Source organism: Salibacter halophilus, assembly GCF_008806325.1.
Taxonomy (GTDB): domain Bacteria; phylum Bacteroidota; class Bacteroidia; order Flavobacteriales_G; family Salibacteraceae; genus Salibacter; species Salibacter halophilus.
This window is the reverse complement of the sequence record NZ_WACR01000005.1, coordinates 125222-139829: the sequence shown is the minus strand read 5'-3', so window position 1 is coordinate 139829 and position 14608 is coordinate 125222. Positions and strand designations below refer to the sequence as shown.

Below are 14608 nucleotides of genomic sequence, written 5' to 3'. Positions count from 1 at the left end.
ATAACAAAAAAGCCGCTTTTTAGCGGCTTTTTTTATTTGTTATTATTTATTGAGAAGCTCTTCAACTTCCTCAATTACACTATCATAATCGGGTTCCTGTAAAATATCAGAAACGAGCTCTGAATAGTGAATGTTGTTATCTTTATCGAGAACTAGAACGGCTCTTGCCAATAGTCCTTTTAATGCGCCATCAGTCATTAATACTCCGTAGTCATCACCAAAATCTCCATAGCGGAAATCGCTGACAGCTTCAACGTTATTGATTTTAGCCGAGTCACAAAAACGTTTTTGCGCAAAAGGGAGATCTTTTGAGATGATGAGTGCTTTCACATCTTTCATTTTGGCCAGCTTTTCGTTGAATTTAGATGTTTCAACCTGGCAAACGTTTGTATCGAGACTGGGAACCGAAATTAGCACTTTCACTTTTGCATCTACATCGTACAAACTTTCCTCGTTGAGGTTTCCTTTCACGTAGTAAAAATCCTGTGCTTTTACGCCTTCGTTTGGCAATTCACCATTGAGCGGTACAGGGAATCCTTTCAAGTTTACAGTTTCCATGTTTATATCTTTGAATTTTGAACAAAGGTGAAAAAAATGTGCGTTTAATGCGCTAAGAGCTCAATTAGTTTGAAAAATAATCGAATAACGATTACAAAATATTATTTTTGACCTCAACCTAACAATTGAATATGAAGTCACTAAACGATGAAAAAATATGGCTTTCGCCTCCTCACATTGGTGAGAAGGAAAGAGCTTATGTCGAGGAAGCCTTTGATCAGAACTGGGTTGCTCCTGCCGGGCCCCATCTGAAGCGCTTCGAATCATCGATTAAACAGTACTTCAATGTTGGGGCAGTAGCGGCACTTTCAAGTGGAACGGCTGCTCTTCATTTGGCTCTTATCAATTTAGGTGTTAGTCAGGGAGACTACGTCCTCACTCAATCTCTTACATTTTCTGCCAGTGCCAACCCAATTCGCTACCTGGGAGCCGAGCCGGTCTTCATCGATAGCGAGTACGACACATGGAATTTAGATCCCGATGTTTTAGAAGAAGCTATTTTGGATCTGAAAGAAAAAGGAATTAAGCCAAAAGCAATTATCGGTGTTGATTTGTACGGTATGCCCGCTAAATGGGTAGAGATACAAAACATCGCCATGAAATATGACATTCCTCTGATTGAAGATAGCGCTGAAGCTGCCGGCTCAACTTACATGGGAAAGTATTGCGGGACTTTTGGCAGAATGGCTGTTCTCTCTTTCAACGGAAATAAAATTATCACGACCAGTGGTGGTGGAGCGTTGCTTTCTAACGACTGGCATATCATTGAGCACGCTCGTTTTTTGAGTACTCAGGCAAAGGATAATGCTGCTCATTATCAGCATTCTCATATCGGGTACAACTACCGCATGAGTAACATTTGTGCGGGAATTGGTTGTGGCCAAATGGAAGTGCTCGATAATAGAGTTAGGCGTAGAAGAGAGATCTTTGATTTCTACTTTGATACATTTAAAGATACTGACGGAATTTCGCTTTTAGTTGAACCTTACGGGCATTACAGCAACAGGTGGCTGACAGCTATTCTGGTTGATCCTGAAAAAACAGATGGTATTACTCGCGAGCATTTGAGATTAGCGCTTGAGTCAAGGAATATTGAATCCAGACCGTTGTGGAAGCCATTGCATCTCCAGCCGGTATTTGAAAACCATTTGTTCTACGGATCTAACGTTAGTCAGAGCCTTTTTGAAAATGGGTTGTGTTTACCATCGGGTAGTGCCATGACAGATGAGCAACTCGGTAAAATAGTATCGATTATTCGGAAAGTCCTCAATAATGGAGCAGGCGAGCTCGTTCACAAAGTCAAGTAAGTTATCCCCAAATCAGTTTTACTGCCAGTAGCGTTAGCGCTATTGCAATGATTTTTTCAATGACATTATTGTAGCGGTTGTACCAGTTTCTTATCCGGCTCTGACCGAAAAGAGTGGCGACTAACGAAAACCAAATCATAGTGGCTACAGCCATGTAGATCCCATAAACAACCTGCCATGAAAATGGGGTAGATTCACTTACAACAGCCGTATAAATACTCAAAAAGAAGAGCGTAACTTTAGGATTGAAAGCGTTGACCAAAAATCCTTTTGAAAATGCCTTTTTGAACGAAATTTCACGCTTTTCACTCTGCACAGCTTCGTATTCTACGCGTTTTGCTCTAAAACCCTGGTAAGCTAAGAACAACAAGTATCCTGCAGCTAAAAATCGCATTCCGTTGTAAAGCCATTCGTATTTTGAAATCAATAATCCGAACCCGAGTACCGAATACGTTGCGTGAATGAGAATGCCTGTTCCCACGCCAATAGCTGTTTCACGTCCCGTTTTTGATCCGAACCGCAAACTCTGCCTCAACACAATGGCGAAATCAGGACCGGGACTGGCAACGGCCAATAAATGAATTCCGGCTATGGTCAATAATTCTCCCCAGTAACTCATAATAATTGTCCAATTCCAAATAGTATGCTGTAAAGAAGTGTTGTGATAGCGAGTTGCTTGAGAAGTGGATCGAGTTGTTTGGGATCTTTAATTTGGAATACCTTTTTGAGGTTGAATATCACGAGCGGACTCACTAATAAAAAGAGGTAGTTTGTCCATTCAATTCCGCCATTGAGGAAGACGTAAACGATGCTCAGGATCAAAGCTCCTGTCAATAGAAAAGTGTGGTATTTCTTTGCATTCCTGAGCCCGATATTGACTACAAGCGTATTTTTTCCTGCATTTTTATCGCTGTTGAAGTCGCGCATGTTGTTGAGGTTGAGCACGCCTGTACTCAAAAAACCAATTGCTGATGCCGGTAAAAAGACATCGAGTGGTAGTTCGTTAGCATGCAGGTAAAAAGTTCCGCAAACGCCAACTAAACCAAAAAATAGAAAGACGAATAAATCGCCCATTCCACGGTATCCGTAAGCACTTTTCCCTACTGTGTATTTGATAGCGGCCCAAATCGACAATAGTCCCAAAACCAGAAAAACAGCGGCTTTCAGCAATTCACTCGATGGAATTGCATAGAGGATGAGCGAGATTCCGCTTAGGAAAGCTAAAAGGCTGAGGATGACAACGGCCATCTTCATTGCGCTCTGACCAATAGCTCCACTTTGGACAGCGCGTTGCGGGCCAATTCGCTCTTCGTTGTCAGTTCCTTTCACACCATCTCCGTAATCGTTGGCAACGTTGCTCAGGATTTGTAAAAACAACGTGGTGAGAACCGCTAAAAGCGTCACCACATAATTCTTGAAACCGTTGGCATAGGCGAGTAGCGATCCCAAAATAATGACCGATAATGCCAGGGGCAAAGTGCGTAAACGAAAAGTTGAAATCCAGTTTTGAATTGTCGCCATGAGGTTACTGGTTACATCCAGCTCTTTTGTGAACTTTCAATTTTATAGAGGACAAAATTATAAATGTCGATGGCATCGTTGTGGCTGAGGTGTGGCATGCTTTCATCTCCGGCCGCTGTAAAGAAGACCAATGTGGAAAGACCGCGCCTTCTTTGGAAAATACTTCTCTTCAAACTCACATTTTGGAGTTTGTACATCGTGATTGAAAGATGTGAAGGAAAGATCCAGCCTTTTTTGATTTCGATGACTTCACCGTTCGTTCTAAACTGAACTGATCGCTGAAATTTATGCGCCCAAAAACCTCCCAGTAAAACAAAAAGTGGAATGGGAGCGAAATAATGCCATGTGAGTTCGCTCGCATAAAAAGAAGCGGTAACAATTATTGACGGCATCATGACTAACCAAATAAATCGCTGGAAGAAAAGTAATTTATGAGAGCCTAAACGATGAAACTTCCCCGTATAACGCTCGGGATAAAATTCCTGCAGCACATCGATGAGTTGCTTGTTTTTACAACCGGGTACGCTCACTGTTCTTTTATCTTCACGGTTTTCGTTAACACCGGCCTGTTTGACGACAAAGGTTTTAAAGCCGAGTAGTTTTCTCAACGGATTACTCGACCATTTGAAGTACTGAATTTTATTCCTGGGAACGTGAAATTCATTGCGTTTTAGCAATCCGCTTTTCAGAACCAGTCCGCGCTCGTTGAGGAAAAACTGTAGGTTGAAGTAGCGGAGTACAATCCTGATCAGTGAAAAAGCGACCGAAACAACAATGAATACAATAATGGTAAAGGGCAGGAGAAGCACCCATTGCGTTAGCCAGCCTTCAGCTTCTTCTAGATAAGGCTCAAAAGGTTCTAAAAGAAATTCTTCAAACTGCCAAATATATCCGTTTACAACAGCAAAGAGAATCAATCCTGAGCGCAAATGGTTTTCGGTAAGACCCACTTTCAGCAAGTCTTTGATGGACAATTTTAAAATGGGCTTTTCCCAGCTTTCAACTTCAGGTTGTGCTGTTGTTTCCTCTTCGCCCGGTTCTGACTGTTGTTTTTGATCTTTCTCTTTTTTCTTGAGTAAGTATTCTTGCAAGCTGCGAGCGTATGATCTATCAAGAGCCGGAATTTCGATTTCGTTATCGGCACTACCGGCTGTATCGATTTTTAATCCTACTACTTTGAATAATTGCTGTGCCAGGTTTTGAGCCGTGTGCACGGTTTGAATACGCTCGAAGGGAATCGTGGTTTTGTCTTTTCTAAAAACTCCGCGTTCAATGATAAACTTGTCTTCTACAGCGTAAAAGAAGAAATTTTTGTACTCGAAATACGAGAACGCTATGAATCCGAGAAATAGAATAATCCCGATTGCGTACAGGCTGATTCCAAGTAAAGAAGAGCCGGCACCGTATTTCAAAAAGAGAAAGGGAATGAACAGGTTTACGGCCTTTCGCAAGTTGAGCAGAAAGAGAATTGCAACGCCAATTGGCGCCTGTCTTTTCTTTGTGGAAAGGTCGATTTCACTCATAATCGGCACTGAGCTTTGTGATGTAGTCTCTCAACTTTTGTGCGCGTTCTTCCTGCAGTCCACGGATGATAATATCGCTAGAACTCCCACCTGCCGTGTACACTTTTACTGCAGCTAAATCGAATGCTCTCCCGAGCGGACCTTGACCTACCTCACAGTGCTGAATCCGGTTAAATGGAATAGAGGTCATGCTGAAAAAAATGAGTCCGCTCTTGTAGGAAATATCTTTTTCCCTGATCGAGTAGCCTTTTATTCTGAAGCCCTTGATTTCAACAAACAGAATGAAAGTTAAAAGAGCTGCCCACGGAGCTAACCAGTGCCACCACGTGAAAGAACCAAGCAGCGACCAAATGCTGAATACCAATCCGGTGATGAAAAAGAAAATCCCCCACGCGGTTAGCCGCATGTAGAGATAGTCTTTTTCTAATCCGTGAAAATCACTGTCCTCAACCTCGGGCAAGGTGGACAGTTCTATATTTTGATTCGTAAATTCCATTATGGAAATTTAGGAAATTGTTGGAAGTCTGGATCGCGTTTTTCCAAAAAGGCGTTCTTTCCTTCCTGTGCTTCGTCCATCAGGTAATACATGAGTGTTGCGTCACCGGCAAACTCCATGAGTCCGCGCTGACCGTCAAGCTCAGCATTGAGTCCGCGCTTGATCATGCGAATAGCGAGCGGAGAACGTTTCATAATGGTTTTGCACCATTTTACAGTTGTGTCTTCCAAATCTTCCAGCGGAACAACTGTATTGACCATTCCCATTTGCTCAGCTTCTTTAGCCGTGTATTGCTCACACAAGAACCATATTTCGCGTGCTTTCTTTTGTCCAACGTGACGAGCCAGGTAAGACGAACCAAAACCGGCATCAAAGCTCCCAACTTTAGGCCCTGTTTGACCAAAACGCGCATTCTCTGAGGCGATTGTCAAATCACAAACCACGTGAAGCACGTGACCACCACCAATTGCATAGCCGTTTACCATTGCGATTACAGGCTTTGGCAAACTGCGAATAACTTTGTGAATATCGAGCACATTGAGGCGGGGTACGCCATCATCACCAACATAACCACCTTTACCTTTTACATTTTGATCTCCGCCAGAGCAAAATGCTTTGTCACCGGCACCTGTGATAACCACAACGCCCACATCCTGTCTTTCACGAGTCATTTCAAGTGCTTTCAGAATTTCCATATTCGTCTCGGGTCTGAAAGCGTTGTAAACCTCTGGTCGGTTAATCGTAATTTTTGCGATTCCCTCAAACAATTCAAATTTGATATCCTCAAATTCTTTAATCGTTTCCCAGTTTCTATTCGTAGCCATATTTATGATTGTTTTAATGCTTTGAAATATTCAGCTAAAATAAGGTCATTTTGTTCACGCGGAGTTGAAATTTCAACAATCATCGCGTTTTCAGTATCTTCATGGTAGGCTTTGGTCAGAGCCGTGTTTAGCGACTTTTCGTCATCGGCAAATTCGTAATCCATCCAAAATGCTTTGGCGATCTCGCGAGCGTGGAAATTGTGATGACTCTCAAAATGTTGTTCCAGCGCTCCTGATGTTTTGGGGCCGGGGATAATCCTGAAAATATTGCCTCCGCCATTGTTTATTAAAATAATGCGCAAGTTATCAGGAACGTGGTTGTGGAAAAACGCATTGCTATCGTAAAAGAATGAAATATCTCCGGTAATGAGAGTCACCAGTTTGTTCGTTTTGAGTGCGTAGCCAAGAGCTGTTGACGTACAGCCGTCAATTCCGCTCGTGCCGCGATTGGCAAATTGCACGATCGAGTTGTTCCAGTTGAAAAGCTGCATGTAGCGGATAGGTGAGCTATTAGCGGTGTGAATGACGCTGTCATTTGGAATGAACGAATTCAATTCCCTGAAAACGGTCATATCACTCCATTCAACTTCATTTGTTACGTTTTCGTGAGCAGCGCGCTTTTCAGCATTTAACTTTTTCCATAGTTGAGCATATTCTTTTCGGTCAGATCCAAAATCTAGCTCGCTGAGTACGTTTTCAGCTTTCATCGGGATGTGGCGGGTAAGTGCTTTGTAGGTATCCAAAACGAGCCCCTGATTGGCGATGTGCCAGTGGTTCTGAATGTGAAAGGAGCGGAGCAGTTTCTTGATTTTCTTCGAGACGATTGGTCCGCCAATGGTGATAAGTAAATCGGGTTTTAGTTTGTGTAGTGTTTCTTCATCAATGGTATTGATCACGCGATCGATGCATGTCAAAATGTTTTCGCCCGATAGGTTAGAGGTAGTCTCCGTCATTACCACCGCCTGATCTGTATCAGTGAGTTCGAACAGAACGTCTTCTAATTCCGGATTGGGTTTTTGCATCCCTACAACGATGAGTCGGTTTGGTAGCTGATCCCACTCGGTTTGGAGTTGGTCGATATGCTGCGGATTCAGGCTCTGACCGGGAATAACAGTAGAAAAAGTTTTTGATTCCAGTGATTCTTCATCGGTGTCGTAGAGTGGCTCTGAAAATGGAATATTGATATGAACCGGACCCTGATTTGGAAAAATAGCTGTTTCCAGCGCCTTGTTGATCTCGTAGCTGTTTTTCCACTGTGTATCTTCGTGATCGTCTCGTTCAAAGAGAGTTGTGTTGTAAACGGTGTGGTTTTGAAGCGCATTGGGTTGCCTGATGGTTTGCCCATCAGCCTGATCGATCCATTCCTGTGGTCTATCTGCCGAAACCACAATAACGGGCAGGTTCTGATAGAAAGCTTCACTGATTGCAGGGTGGTAGTTGAGCACAGCCGATCCTGATGTGCAGGTAATGATCGTGGGCACTCCGCTTTCCTGCGTCATTCCCAGGGCAATGAAAGCAGCCACTCGTTCATCGGGAATGTTGATACAGTTGAAGTACGGATCTTTGGTAAAACCGATGATAAGTGGAGCATTGCGAGAACCGGGCGATATCACAACATCGCGGATTCCTTTTTCCTTGCAAATAGTAATGAGTTGTTGAACTGTGCGTTTATTCGAAGTCATTTTGTACGTAACAACATTATTGCTTTGCAGTTCACAACAGAACTGCTTTTAATGTTTCGGCTTTTAACTGCGTTTCTTTCCACTCGCTCTCAGGCGATGAATCGCTTGTTATACCGCCTCCAACGTACAAAGCTAAGGAGTTTTCAAAGATCTCCATGCAACGCAAATTGACAAACATCCTAAATGTGCCATCTTCGTTGATGGGGCCGAGGTAACCGGTGTAGAATTTTCGGTCGTGCTTTTCTATTTTTTGAATGTACTCTTCGGCTCGATCTTTAGGCAATCCGCAAACGGCCGGAGTTGGGTGTAATTCATTCAGCAGATCCAGCGTTTTGTCCCACTCGTTGTTTGATTTAATTCTGAATTTTGACATCAAGTGAGCAACCGGACCAGCCTCAATAGTTGCCGGACCTTCAATAGCGTACTGAAAGTTCAAATCCTGTAATAATTCTTCGATATAATCAGATACGTATTGCTGTTCTTCAGCTTCTTTTTCTTCCCACGTGTATTTTCCGCGTTCGCTTTTGGGTTGAGTACCGGCAAGCGAAACTGTTTCCAGGGAATTTTCATTTTGAGTGAGAAGCGTCTCGGGAGTTGCGCCCATCCACGTGCCAGTTGTAGGGTGATTGAAGAGGTACACAAATGCGTTTTTGTATTTATCGGTCAGAGCCTTGTAGAGCGACCACAAATGTTCAAAGCCCCCGTACTCTTCAATTTGGACGCGGGAAAAAATGAATTTTTGAAGTCCGTTCTCGCGCAGATTTAAAATAGCCTCGTGCAGCGTGGCGATGTACTCATCCTCAGATATTGAGTGAGGAGCTTCAACACTATTTCTCTCGTATTGGTCAGATCCGGAGACAGCATCCTCAAAATTATCAGGGAAAGTGCCGGCTTTGCTCGCTTCCAGCCAAACAGGGTCGTGGTGTTGCGAGTCGAACGGATAAAAGATAAAACCATTCTTTCCTTTGATCTCATTCCAGTTGAAATCCCGCTTTAATTCACTGTCCACGATATACTGAATATCGTTTGATCCCGGAAGCCTGTAAAGGACAAAAGGGATGTTTTTTTCGAGCGCTAAATGAACCGATTTTGCTTTCATAAATTCTGCCCAAACATAAGTCATTCTTTGGAATGGGGGAGTTAATGGATCGATTAGGCTTCATTGAAATAGATGGTTATTAGTAGTATTTAACGGTAAACTATTAAAATCTATCAACAGTAAAACACACTTTCTACTTTACGCACATTTCGTATTTTGGCCCACTCATAAAAACAAGTGTATGGAGTCAATTGTATCGAAAACGCCTTTAATAACGAATGATGCTATCGTTTTTGGACTGCTGATGGGATTGTTATTGCTTATCTTTTACACGGCCAGGCATCCAAAGTTTAGACGCTTTTATTCGATTATTCCATCACTGTTACTTTGTTATTTTTTGCCATCTGTGTTCAACACACTCGGGATTATATCTCCTGCATGGATTGAGTTTGAGAAGGCTCTTTCGGTTCTGACCGAAAATGGATACGATGTTGCCGGCATTACGACTTTGCACGGATTAAAAGAATTTGTCTCCAATAATGAGGTGAATGTTGAGATGCTACGTCCATTCATGCATAAGTCAAATCTGTATTTTGTCGCTTCTCGCTACCTACTTCCTGCCAGTTTGATTTTACTTACGTTGAGCATTAATCTCAAAGAGGTTTTCAAGTTGGGACCAAAGGCGCTAATCATGTTTTTTACAGCAACAATTGGTGTTTTAATTGGTGGTCCGATCGCAGTTTGGATTTTTTCTATGGTATCACCTGAAGTTGTTGGTGGTGCTGGTCCGGATGCTGTTTGGCGCGGACTCACAACTATTGCCGGTAGTTGGATTGGAGGAGGAGCTAACCAGGCCGCAATGTTCGAAATCTTTGAGCCGAGTAGCAAACTCTACTCGATTATGATTACGGTAGATGTTATTGTGGCTGAGATTTGGATGGCTTTTTTATTACTGGGAGTAGGGAAAGCTGATAGTATTGATCGGTTTTTCAAGGCTGATGCATCGGCTGTGACGAATTTGAAAAACAAGATGCAGGAATTCAGTGATAAAATTGCGCGTATTCCTTCATTTACTGATATGATAATTATTCTGGGAATAGGATTTGGGTTTACCGGATTGGCCCATATCATAGGTGATTTTATGTCGCCATTCATCGCAGAGAATTTCCCGGGATTAGCTCGCTTTAGCCTGACGAGTAAATTCTTTTGGTTGATCGTGGCAGCGACTACATTTGGTTTGATTGCTTCTTTCACTAAAATGAGAAATTATGAGGGAGCTGGAGCTTCAAAAGTTGGGAGTGTTTTCATTTATATTTTGGTTGCGACAATCGGGATGAAGATGAATATTTTGGAGATATTCAGCAATCCTTCACTTTTCCTCGTTGGGCTCACCTGGATGGCTATTCATGTACTCTTACTTTTCATTGTAGCTAAACTGATTAAAGCTCCGTATTTCTTCCTCGCAGTGGGAAGTAAAGCCAATATTGGCGGTGCCGCATCTGCTCCTGTTGTAGCTGCTGCATTTCATCCGGCATTAGCTCCGGTTGGTGTTTTACTGGCTGTTCTCGGTTATGCTTTGGGAACTTACGCTGCATGGATGTGCGGAATTCTCATGCAGGTTGCTGCTGGGTGACGTTTTTTGCTTAAATTGTGCTTTGTGTAAAAAGCTGGTAATGAAGTTTTTTTTGAGATTTTTATTGTGTTGCTTTATCTATGTTTCTTTATCGTCCTGTAGTAAAGATGACGATCAACCGGAGTATGAGTTTTCTGAAATTGAAAGTGTGGATGGTCAAAGTAGTTGGAATTTCAACTCTCAGGCAGATACTTCAGGACCCGGTTCTTCTAATACTGATAGTAACGTTACGGGTAGTGTCCTAAAACTGCTAGCTAATGGTTGTGCAAATATTGATGCAAGCACTCCACTTACAAGTTCTATATTACAGAATGGAAGCTATGGTAACCTCAGGATTGTAGTTAAGGTTAATGAGTTTAACGCATCGCCTGTTATCTCAGAACAGAACATGATAAACATTGCCTTTAGTGGATTTAATTTATCTATTAAGCCAATCGATAATTTCTCAGATAAGAATTTCGTTTTTTATTACAATACGGATAGTAATTCATTGACAGGTGGAAATGGTCCAATTGAATACACTTTTAATACAAACTCTATTGAGAATCGGGTTCATATAAATTTACAATCTGCCAGTATTGGTGATTGCACAGCTTCAGCAGAGATTGAGTTTGAAGGTGTTGAAATTTCAAATTTTTATTAATTTGAAATGTTTAACTCTCATTATCATTTAAATGACTGCTGAAAGGAAAATCGCAAGACTTTTTAATCTCAATGATGAAAACTGGATGCGGCATGCGAATCCATGGAGTGTTTGGACCAGATATTCAGTGCTTCCAGTTATTGCTTTTGCGTTTTGGAGCAGGTTATGGATTGGCTGGTGGTGTATTTTACCTGCTGTGGTTGCAATACTGTGGATGATTTTAAATCCTGTTCTTTTTTCAAAACCTAAATCAACTAAAAACTGGGCATCTAAAGCAGTTATGGGAGAGAGGGTTTACCTTAACAGAGATAATGTTGAAATACCAACTGTTCATCAATCCCCAATTTTTAAAATACTGAACACGATTTCTTTTATAGGAGTAGTGCTTTCAGTTTGGGCAATTGTCGTCTATTCAGTTTGGGGTGTTGTTCTTGGAGTAACATTGTCTTACCTGGGTAAAACATGGTATTTAGATCGTATGGTTTGGCTGTTTGAAGACATGAAGGATATCTCTCCTGAATACAAGGCCTGGGAGTATTAATACAAAAACAAAACAGCCCCAAAGCTTTAAAAACCTTGAGGCTGTTTCGTAGCAAAATGCTTTAGGGAGTCGGGATGACTGGACTTGAACCAGCGACCACACGTCCCCCAGACGTGTACTCTACCAACTGAGCTACATCCCGTTTATTAAACCCTAATTCCTAATCAAACTGTAAGATAGCTGTGGAAGTAGGGTTTGTGGGAATTTTCCGGTCGGCAAATTTATAATTTAATCTTAAACAGCAATTGGGGTAAACTCGTTAACATTGTAAAAAGCACCGCATGAAACAATTTAAAAGTATCAATCCGTTCGATGGTGAAATCCTCAATCAATATTCAGTGATATCTGGAGATGAAGCTATTAAGCGAGTGGAGTCAAATCATAGAGCTTTCACCGATTTTCAAAAGGTTTCTTACAACGAACGATCTCACAGACTGGAAAAGCTGAGTGAGCTGCTGAAAAACAACAAAGAGGAACTGGCTCTGACCATGACACAAGAAATGGGAAAACCGATTTCTCAAGCTATTGCTGAAGTTGAAAAGTGTGCATGGGTTTGCGATTACTATGCCCAAAATGGTGACGACTTTTTATCTGATGACACGATAAAAACAGATGCATCGAACAGTTTTGTAAAGCACGAACCTCTCGGGAGCATTTTGGCAATTATGCCCTGGAATTTTCCGTACTGGCAGTTTTTCAGGTTTGCGGCTCCAAACGTGATGGCCGGTAACGGACTGCTTCTCAAGCACGCTCCCAATATTCAGGGCTGTGCTGAGCATATCATCGAGCTGTTTAAAGCAGCAGGTTTTGATCCTGATTACTGTCAGAACCTACCGGTTGATGTCAGTGATGTCGAGTCAATCATAGAGCACAAAGCAGTGCAGGGTGTAACGCTTACAGGAAGCACCGGAGCGGGAAGTGCTGTGGCTTCAATTGCCGGGAAAAATATCAAGAAAACAGTTCTCGAGTTAGGAGGCAGTAATCCGTTCATCGTAATGGAAGATGCCGATCTAGATGTCGCTCTGGAAAAGGCCTGGATAGGTAGAATGCAGAATACTGGTCAAAGTTGCATAGCAGCTAAAAGATTCATTGTTCACGAAAAACACGTAGATGATTTCATCGATGGATTTCTCTCAAAACTGATGGGAACACAGGTTGAAAATCCAGAGGATAATGAAAGCTTTATTGGCCCAATGGCCCGAATTGACTTGGCCGAAGAGCTCGAAAATCAAATGAAGAAATCTGTAGAAATGGGCGCACAACTCATTCACGGTGGAAACAGAACCGATGCTCATTTCCAGCCGGCTTTGCTAGCAAACGTTAAACCCGGAATGCCGGTTTTTGACGAAGAAACATTTGGTCCGCTCGCTTCAGTCACGACTTTCAAGACGGAGCAGGAAGCGCTTGAGCTGGCTAATCGTACAGATTATGGCCTGGGAGCATCAGTAATTTCAAAAAATCCTGAGCGCCACGTGAGCTTACTCCGCGAAATTCAGGGTGGTGCTGTTTTCTTCAATGAAATAGTGAAGTCTGATCCGCGATTGCCTTTTGGCGGGACTCACAAAAGTGGCTACGGGAGAGAGTTGGCTAAAGAGGGAATCCTGGAGTTTACCAATCAAAAGGTGATTTATTTCGCTTGATTTATCAACAGTCAGAACCGCATACCGAGCCGGCTATTGGTTGTGGATCTGACCAAAAAACTGAAATCATAAAAAACGGTTATCAACAAATTAGACTTTTGTAACTCGCATTACAATTACATAATTTGCAAGCTTTTATTTTTGCAGGCAATTAAAACGATACAATTTAAACAAGATAGAAAATGAGTGAAGAAATTGAACGCGTGAAAACGCTGATTATAGGTTCTGGTCCAGCAGGTTATACAGCAGCTATTTATGCCGCTCGTGCTGATTTAGATCCGGTTATGTACACAGGGATGGAACCTGGCGGACAGTTGACAACAACAACTGAAGTTGAAAACTACCCCGGTTATCCCGATGGCGTTCAGGGTCCTGAAATGATGGAGCAATTCAAGAAACAGGCCGAGCGCTTTGATACTGATGTCCGCAATGGATGGGTTTCAAAGGTTGACTTCTCAGGACCGGTTCACAAAGTTGAAGTGGATAATGGGAAAAAGACGATTGAGGCGCACACGGTAATCATTTCTACCGGAGCGTCAGCAAAATGGCTGGGATTAGAATCTGAACAACGATTGAGAAACAGCGGTGGCGGAGTATCGGCCTGTGCCGTTTGTGACGGGTTCTTCTACAAAGGCCAGGAAGTAGCAATAGTTGGAGGTGGAGATACAGCTTGTGAAGAAGCATCTTACCTCGCTAAGCTCTGTAAAAAAGTCCACATGATTGTGAGACGCGATGAAATGAGAGCTTCTAAAATCATGCAGGAACGTGTTGAAAAGGCTGAGAATATCGAAATTCACTGGAACACTGAAACTGTTGAAGTATTAGGTGAAGAGCAGGTTGAAGGAGCAAAGTTTGTGAATAACCAAACGAATGAAGAATTTGAAATTCCGGTTACCGGTTTCTTCGTAGCAATTGGTCACAAACCCAATACAGATGTATTCAAAGACTGGATTGATATGGATGAAGTAGGCTATATCAAAGTAAAGCCGGGAACAGCAAAAACAAATGTAGATGGTGTTTTTGTTGGAGGTGATGCGGCTGATAAAGTTTATCGCCAGGCTGTTACAGCAGCAGGTACAGGTTGTATGGCAGCTCTTGATGCCGAGCGTTACCTGGCAGCTAAAGGCCTGGCTTAGAAAGTTACTGGTAATTGTATGTTAAAAAAGCCTCAATTTAAATATTGGGGCTTTTCTTTTAATAC

14 protein-coding genes and 1 tRNA gene are annotated in these 14608 nt (G+C 42.3%); 6 read left to right on the top strand and 9 right to left on the bottom strand.

All coding sequences use genetic code 11. From position 1 onward, the window contains the following. Window positions 1-42: 42 nt before the first annotated feature. The gene (tpx, locus tag F3059_RS06845) at window positions 43-558 is read right to left on the bottom strand and encodes a thiol peroxidase (RefSeq protein WP_151167561.1); all 516 of its coding nucleotides are present in this window, start codon (window positions 556-558) and stop codon (window positions 43-45) included. A 131-nt stretch (window positions 559-689) separates the two neighbouring features. Here tpx and F3059_RS06840 point away from each other — a divergent pair, with 131 nt between their 5' ends. Continuing rightward, on the top strand, window positions 690-1865 hold the full coding sequence (locus F3059_RS06840; protein WP_151167559.1) for a DegT/DnrJ/EryC1/StrS family aminotransferase: 1176 nt from the start codon (window positions 690-692) through the stop codon (window positions 1863-1865). A gap of 1 nt (window position 1866) precedes the next feature. Here F3059_RS06840 and F3059_RS06835 read toward each other — a convergent pair whose 3' ends face one another. Genes F3059_RS06835 through F3059_RS06805 form a run of 7 tightly spaced genes read right to left on the bottom strand, consistent with a single transcriptional unit; the run spans window position 1867 to window position 9010 of the window. Further along, window positions 1867-2484: a LysE family translocator gene (locus tag F3059_RS06835; protein ID WP_151167557.1), complete on the bottom strand. Its 618-nt coding sequence runs from the start codon at window positions 2482-2484 to the stop codon at window positions 1867-1869. Then, entirely contained in the window at window positions 2481-3386 is a 906-nt protein-coding gene (locus F3059_RS06830) for a 1,4-dihydroxy-2-naphthoate polyprenyltransferase (protein WP_151167555.1), read from the bottom strand. Before F3059_RS06830 ends, F3059_RS06835 begins: the two co-directional genes overlap by 4 nt. Window positions 3387-3397: 11 nt before the next feature. Next, entirely contained in the window at window positions 3398-4909 is a 1512-nt protein-coding gene (locus tag F3059_RS06825; protein ID WP_151167553.1) for a PH domain-containing protein, read from the bottom strand. Beyond that, window positions 4902-5405: a PH domain-containing protein gene (locus tag F3059_RS06820; protein ID WP_151167551.1), complete on the bottom strand. Its 504-nt coding sequence runs from the start codon at window positions 5403-5405 to the stop codon at window positions 4902-4904. Before F3059_RS06820 ends, F3059_RS06825 begins: the two co-directional genes overlap by 8 nt. Further along, window positions 5405-6229, bottom strand: a complete 825-nt coding sequence (gene menB, locus F3059_RS06815) for a 1,4-dihydroxy-2-naphthoyl-CoA synthase (RefSeq protein WP_189683212.1) — start codon at window positions 6227-6229, stop codon at window positions 5405-5407. The genes F3059_RS06820 and menB overlap by 1 nt, the downstream gene beginning before the upstream one ends. Before the next feature lie 2 nt (window positions 6230-6231). Further along, a complete protein-coding gene (gene menD / locus F3059_RS06810; protein ID WP_151167547.1) occupies window positions 6232-7911 on the bottom strand; it encodes a 2-succinyl-5-enolpyruvyl-6-hydroxy-3-cyclohexene-1-carboxylic-acid synthase in 1680 nt (559 codons plus the stop codon). A gap of 31 nt (window positions 7912-7942) precedes the next feature. Then, window positions 7943-9010: an isochorismate synthase gene (locus tag F3059_RS06805; RefSeq protein WP_170265101.1), complete on the bottom strand. Its 1068-nt coding sequence runs from the start codon at window positions 9008-9010 to the stop codon at window positions 7943-7945. A gap of 181 nt (window positions 9011-9191) precedes the next feature. Here F3059_RS06805 and F3059_RS06800 point away from each other — a divergent pair, with 181 nt between their 5' ends. From F3059_RS06800 to F3059_RS06790, 3 genes are read left to right on the top strand one after another with little or no spacing between them, the layout of a single operon-like run. Next, the gene (locus tag F3059_RS06800) at window positions 9192-10583 is read left to right on the top strand and encodes a DUF819 family protein (protein ID WP_151167542.1); all 1392 of its coding nucleotides are present in this window, start codon (window positions 9192-9194) and stop codon (window positions 10581-10583) included. A 40-nt stretch (window positions 10584-10623) separates the two neighbouring features. Further along, a complete protein-coding gene (locus tag F3059_RS06795; RefSeq protein WP_151167540.1) occupies window positions 10624-11226 on the top strand; it encodes a hypothetical protein in 603 nt (200 codons plus the stop codon). A 31-nt stretch (window positions 11227-11257) separates the two neighbouring features. Then, the gene (locus F3059_RS06790; RefSeq protein ID WP_151167538.1) at window positions 11258-11767 is read left to right on the top strand and encodes a DUF6653 family protein; all 510 of its coding nucleotides are present in this window, start codon (window positions 11258-11260) and stop codon (window positions 11765-11767) included. 69 nt (window positions 11768-11836) lie between these two features. Here F3059_RS06790 and F3059_RS06785 read toward each other — a convergent pair. Beyond that, a tRNA-Pro gene (locus tag F3059_RS06785) sits at window positions 11837-11909 on the bottom strand. Between the two features lie 139 nt (window positions 11910-12048). On the opposite strand from F3059_RS06785, the gene F3059_RS06780 reads away from it, so the two are divergent. Together F3059_RS06780 and trxB are read left to right on the top strand one after the other, a co-directional pair. Next, the gene (locus tag F3059_RS06780) at window positions 12049-13407 is read left to right on the top strand and encodes an NAD-dependent succinate-semialdehyde dehydrogenase (RefSeq protein WP_151167536.1); all 1359 of its coding nucleotides are present in this window, start codon (window positions 12049-12051) and stop codon (window positions 13405-13407) included. Window positions 13408-13589: 182 nt separating this feature from the next. Next, on the top strand, window positions 13590-14543 hold the full coding sequence (gene trxB / locus F3059_RS06775) for a thioredoxin-disulfide reductase (protein ID WP_151167534.1): 954 nt from the start codon (window positions 13590-13592) through the stop codon (window positions 14541-14543). Window positions 14544-14608 lie beyond the last annotated feature (65 nt).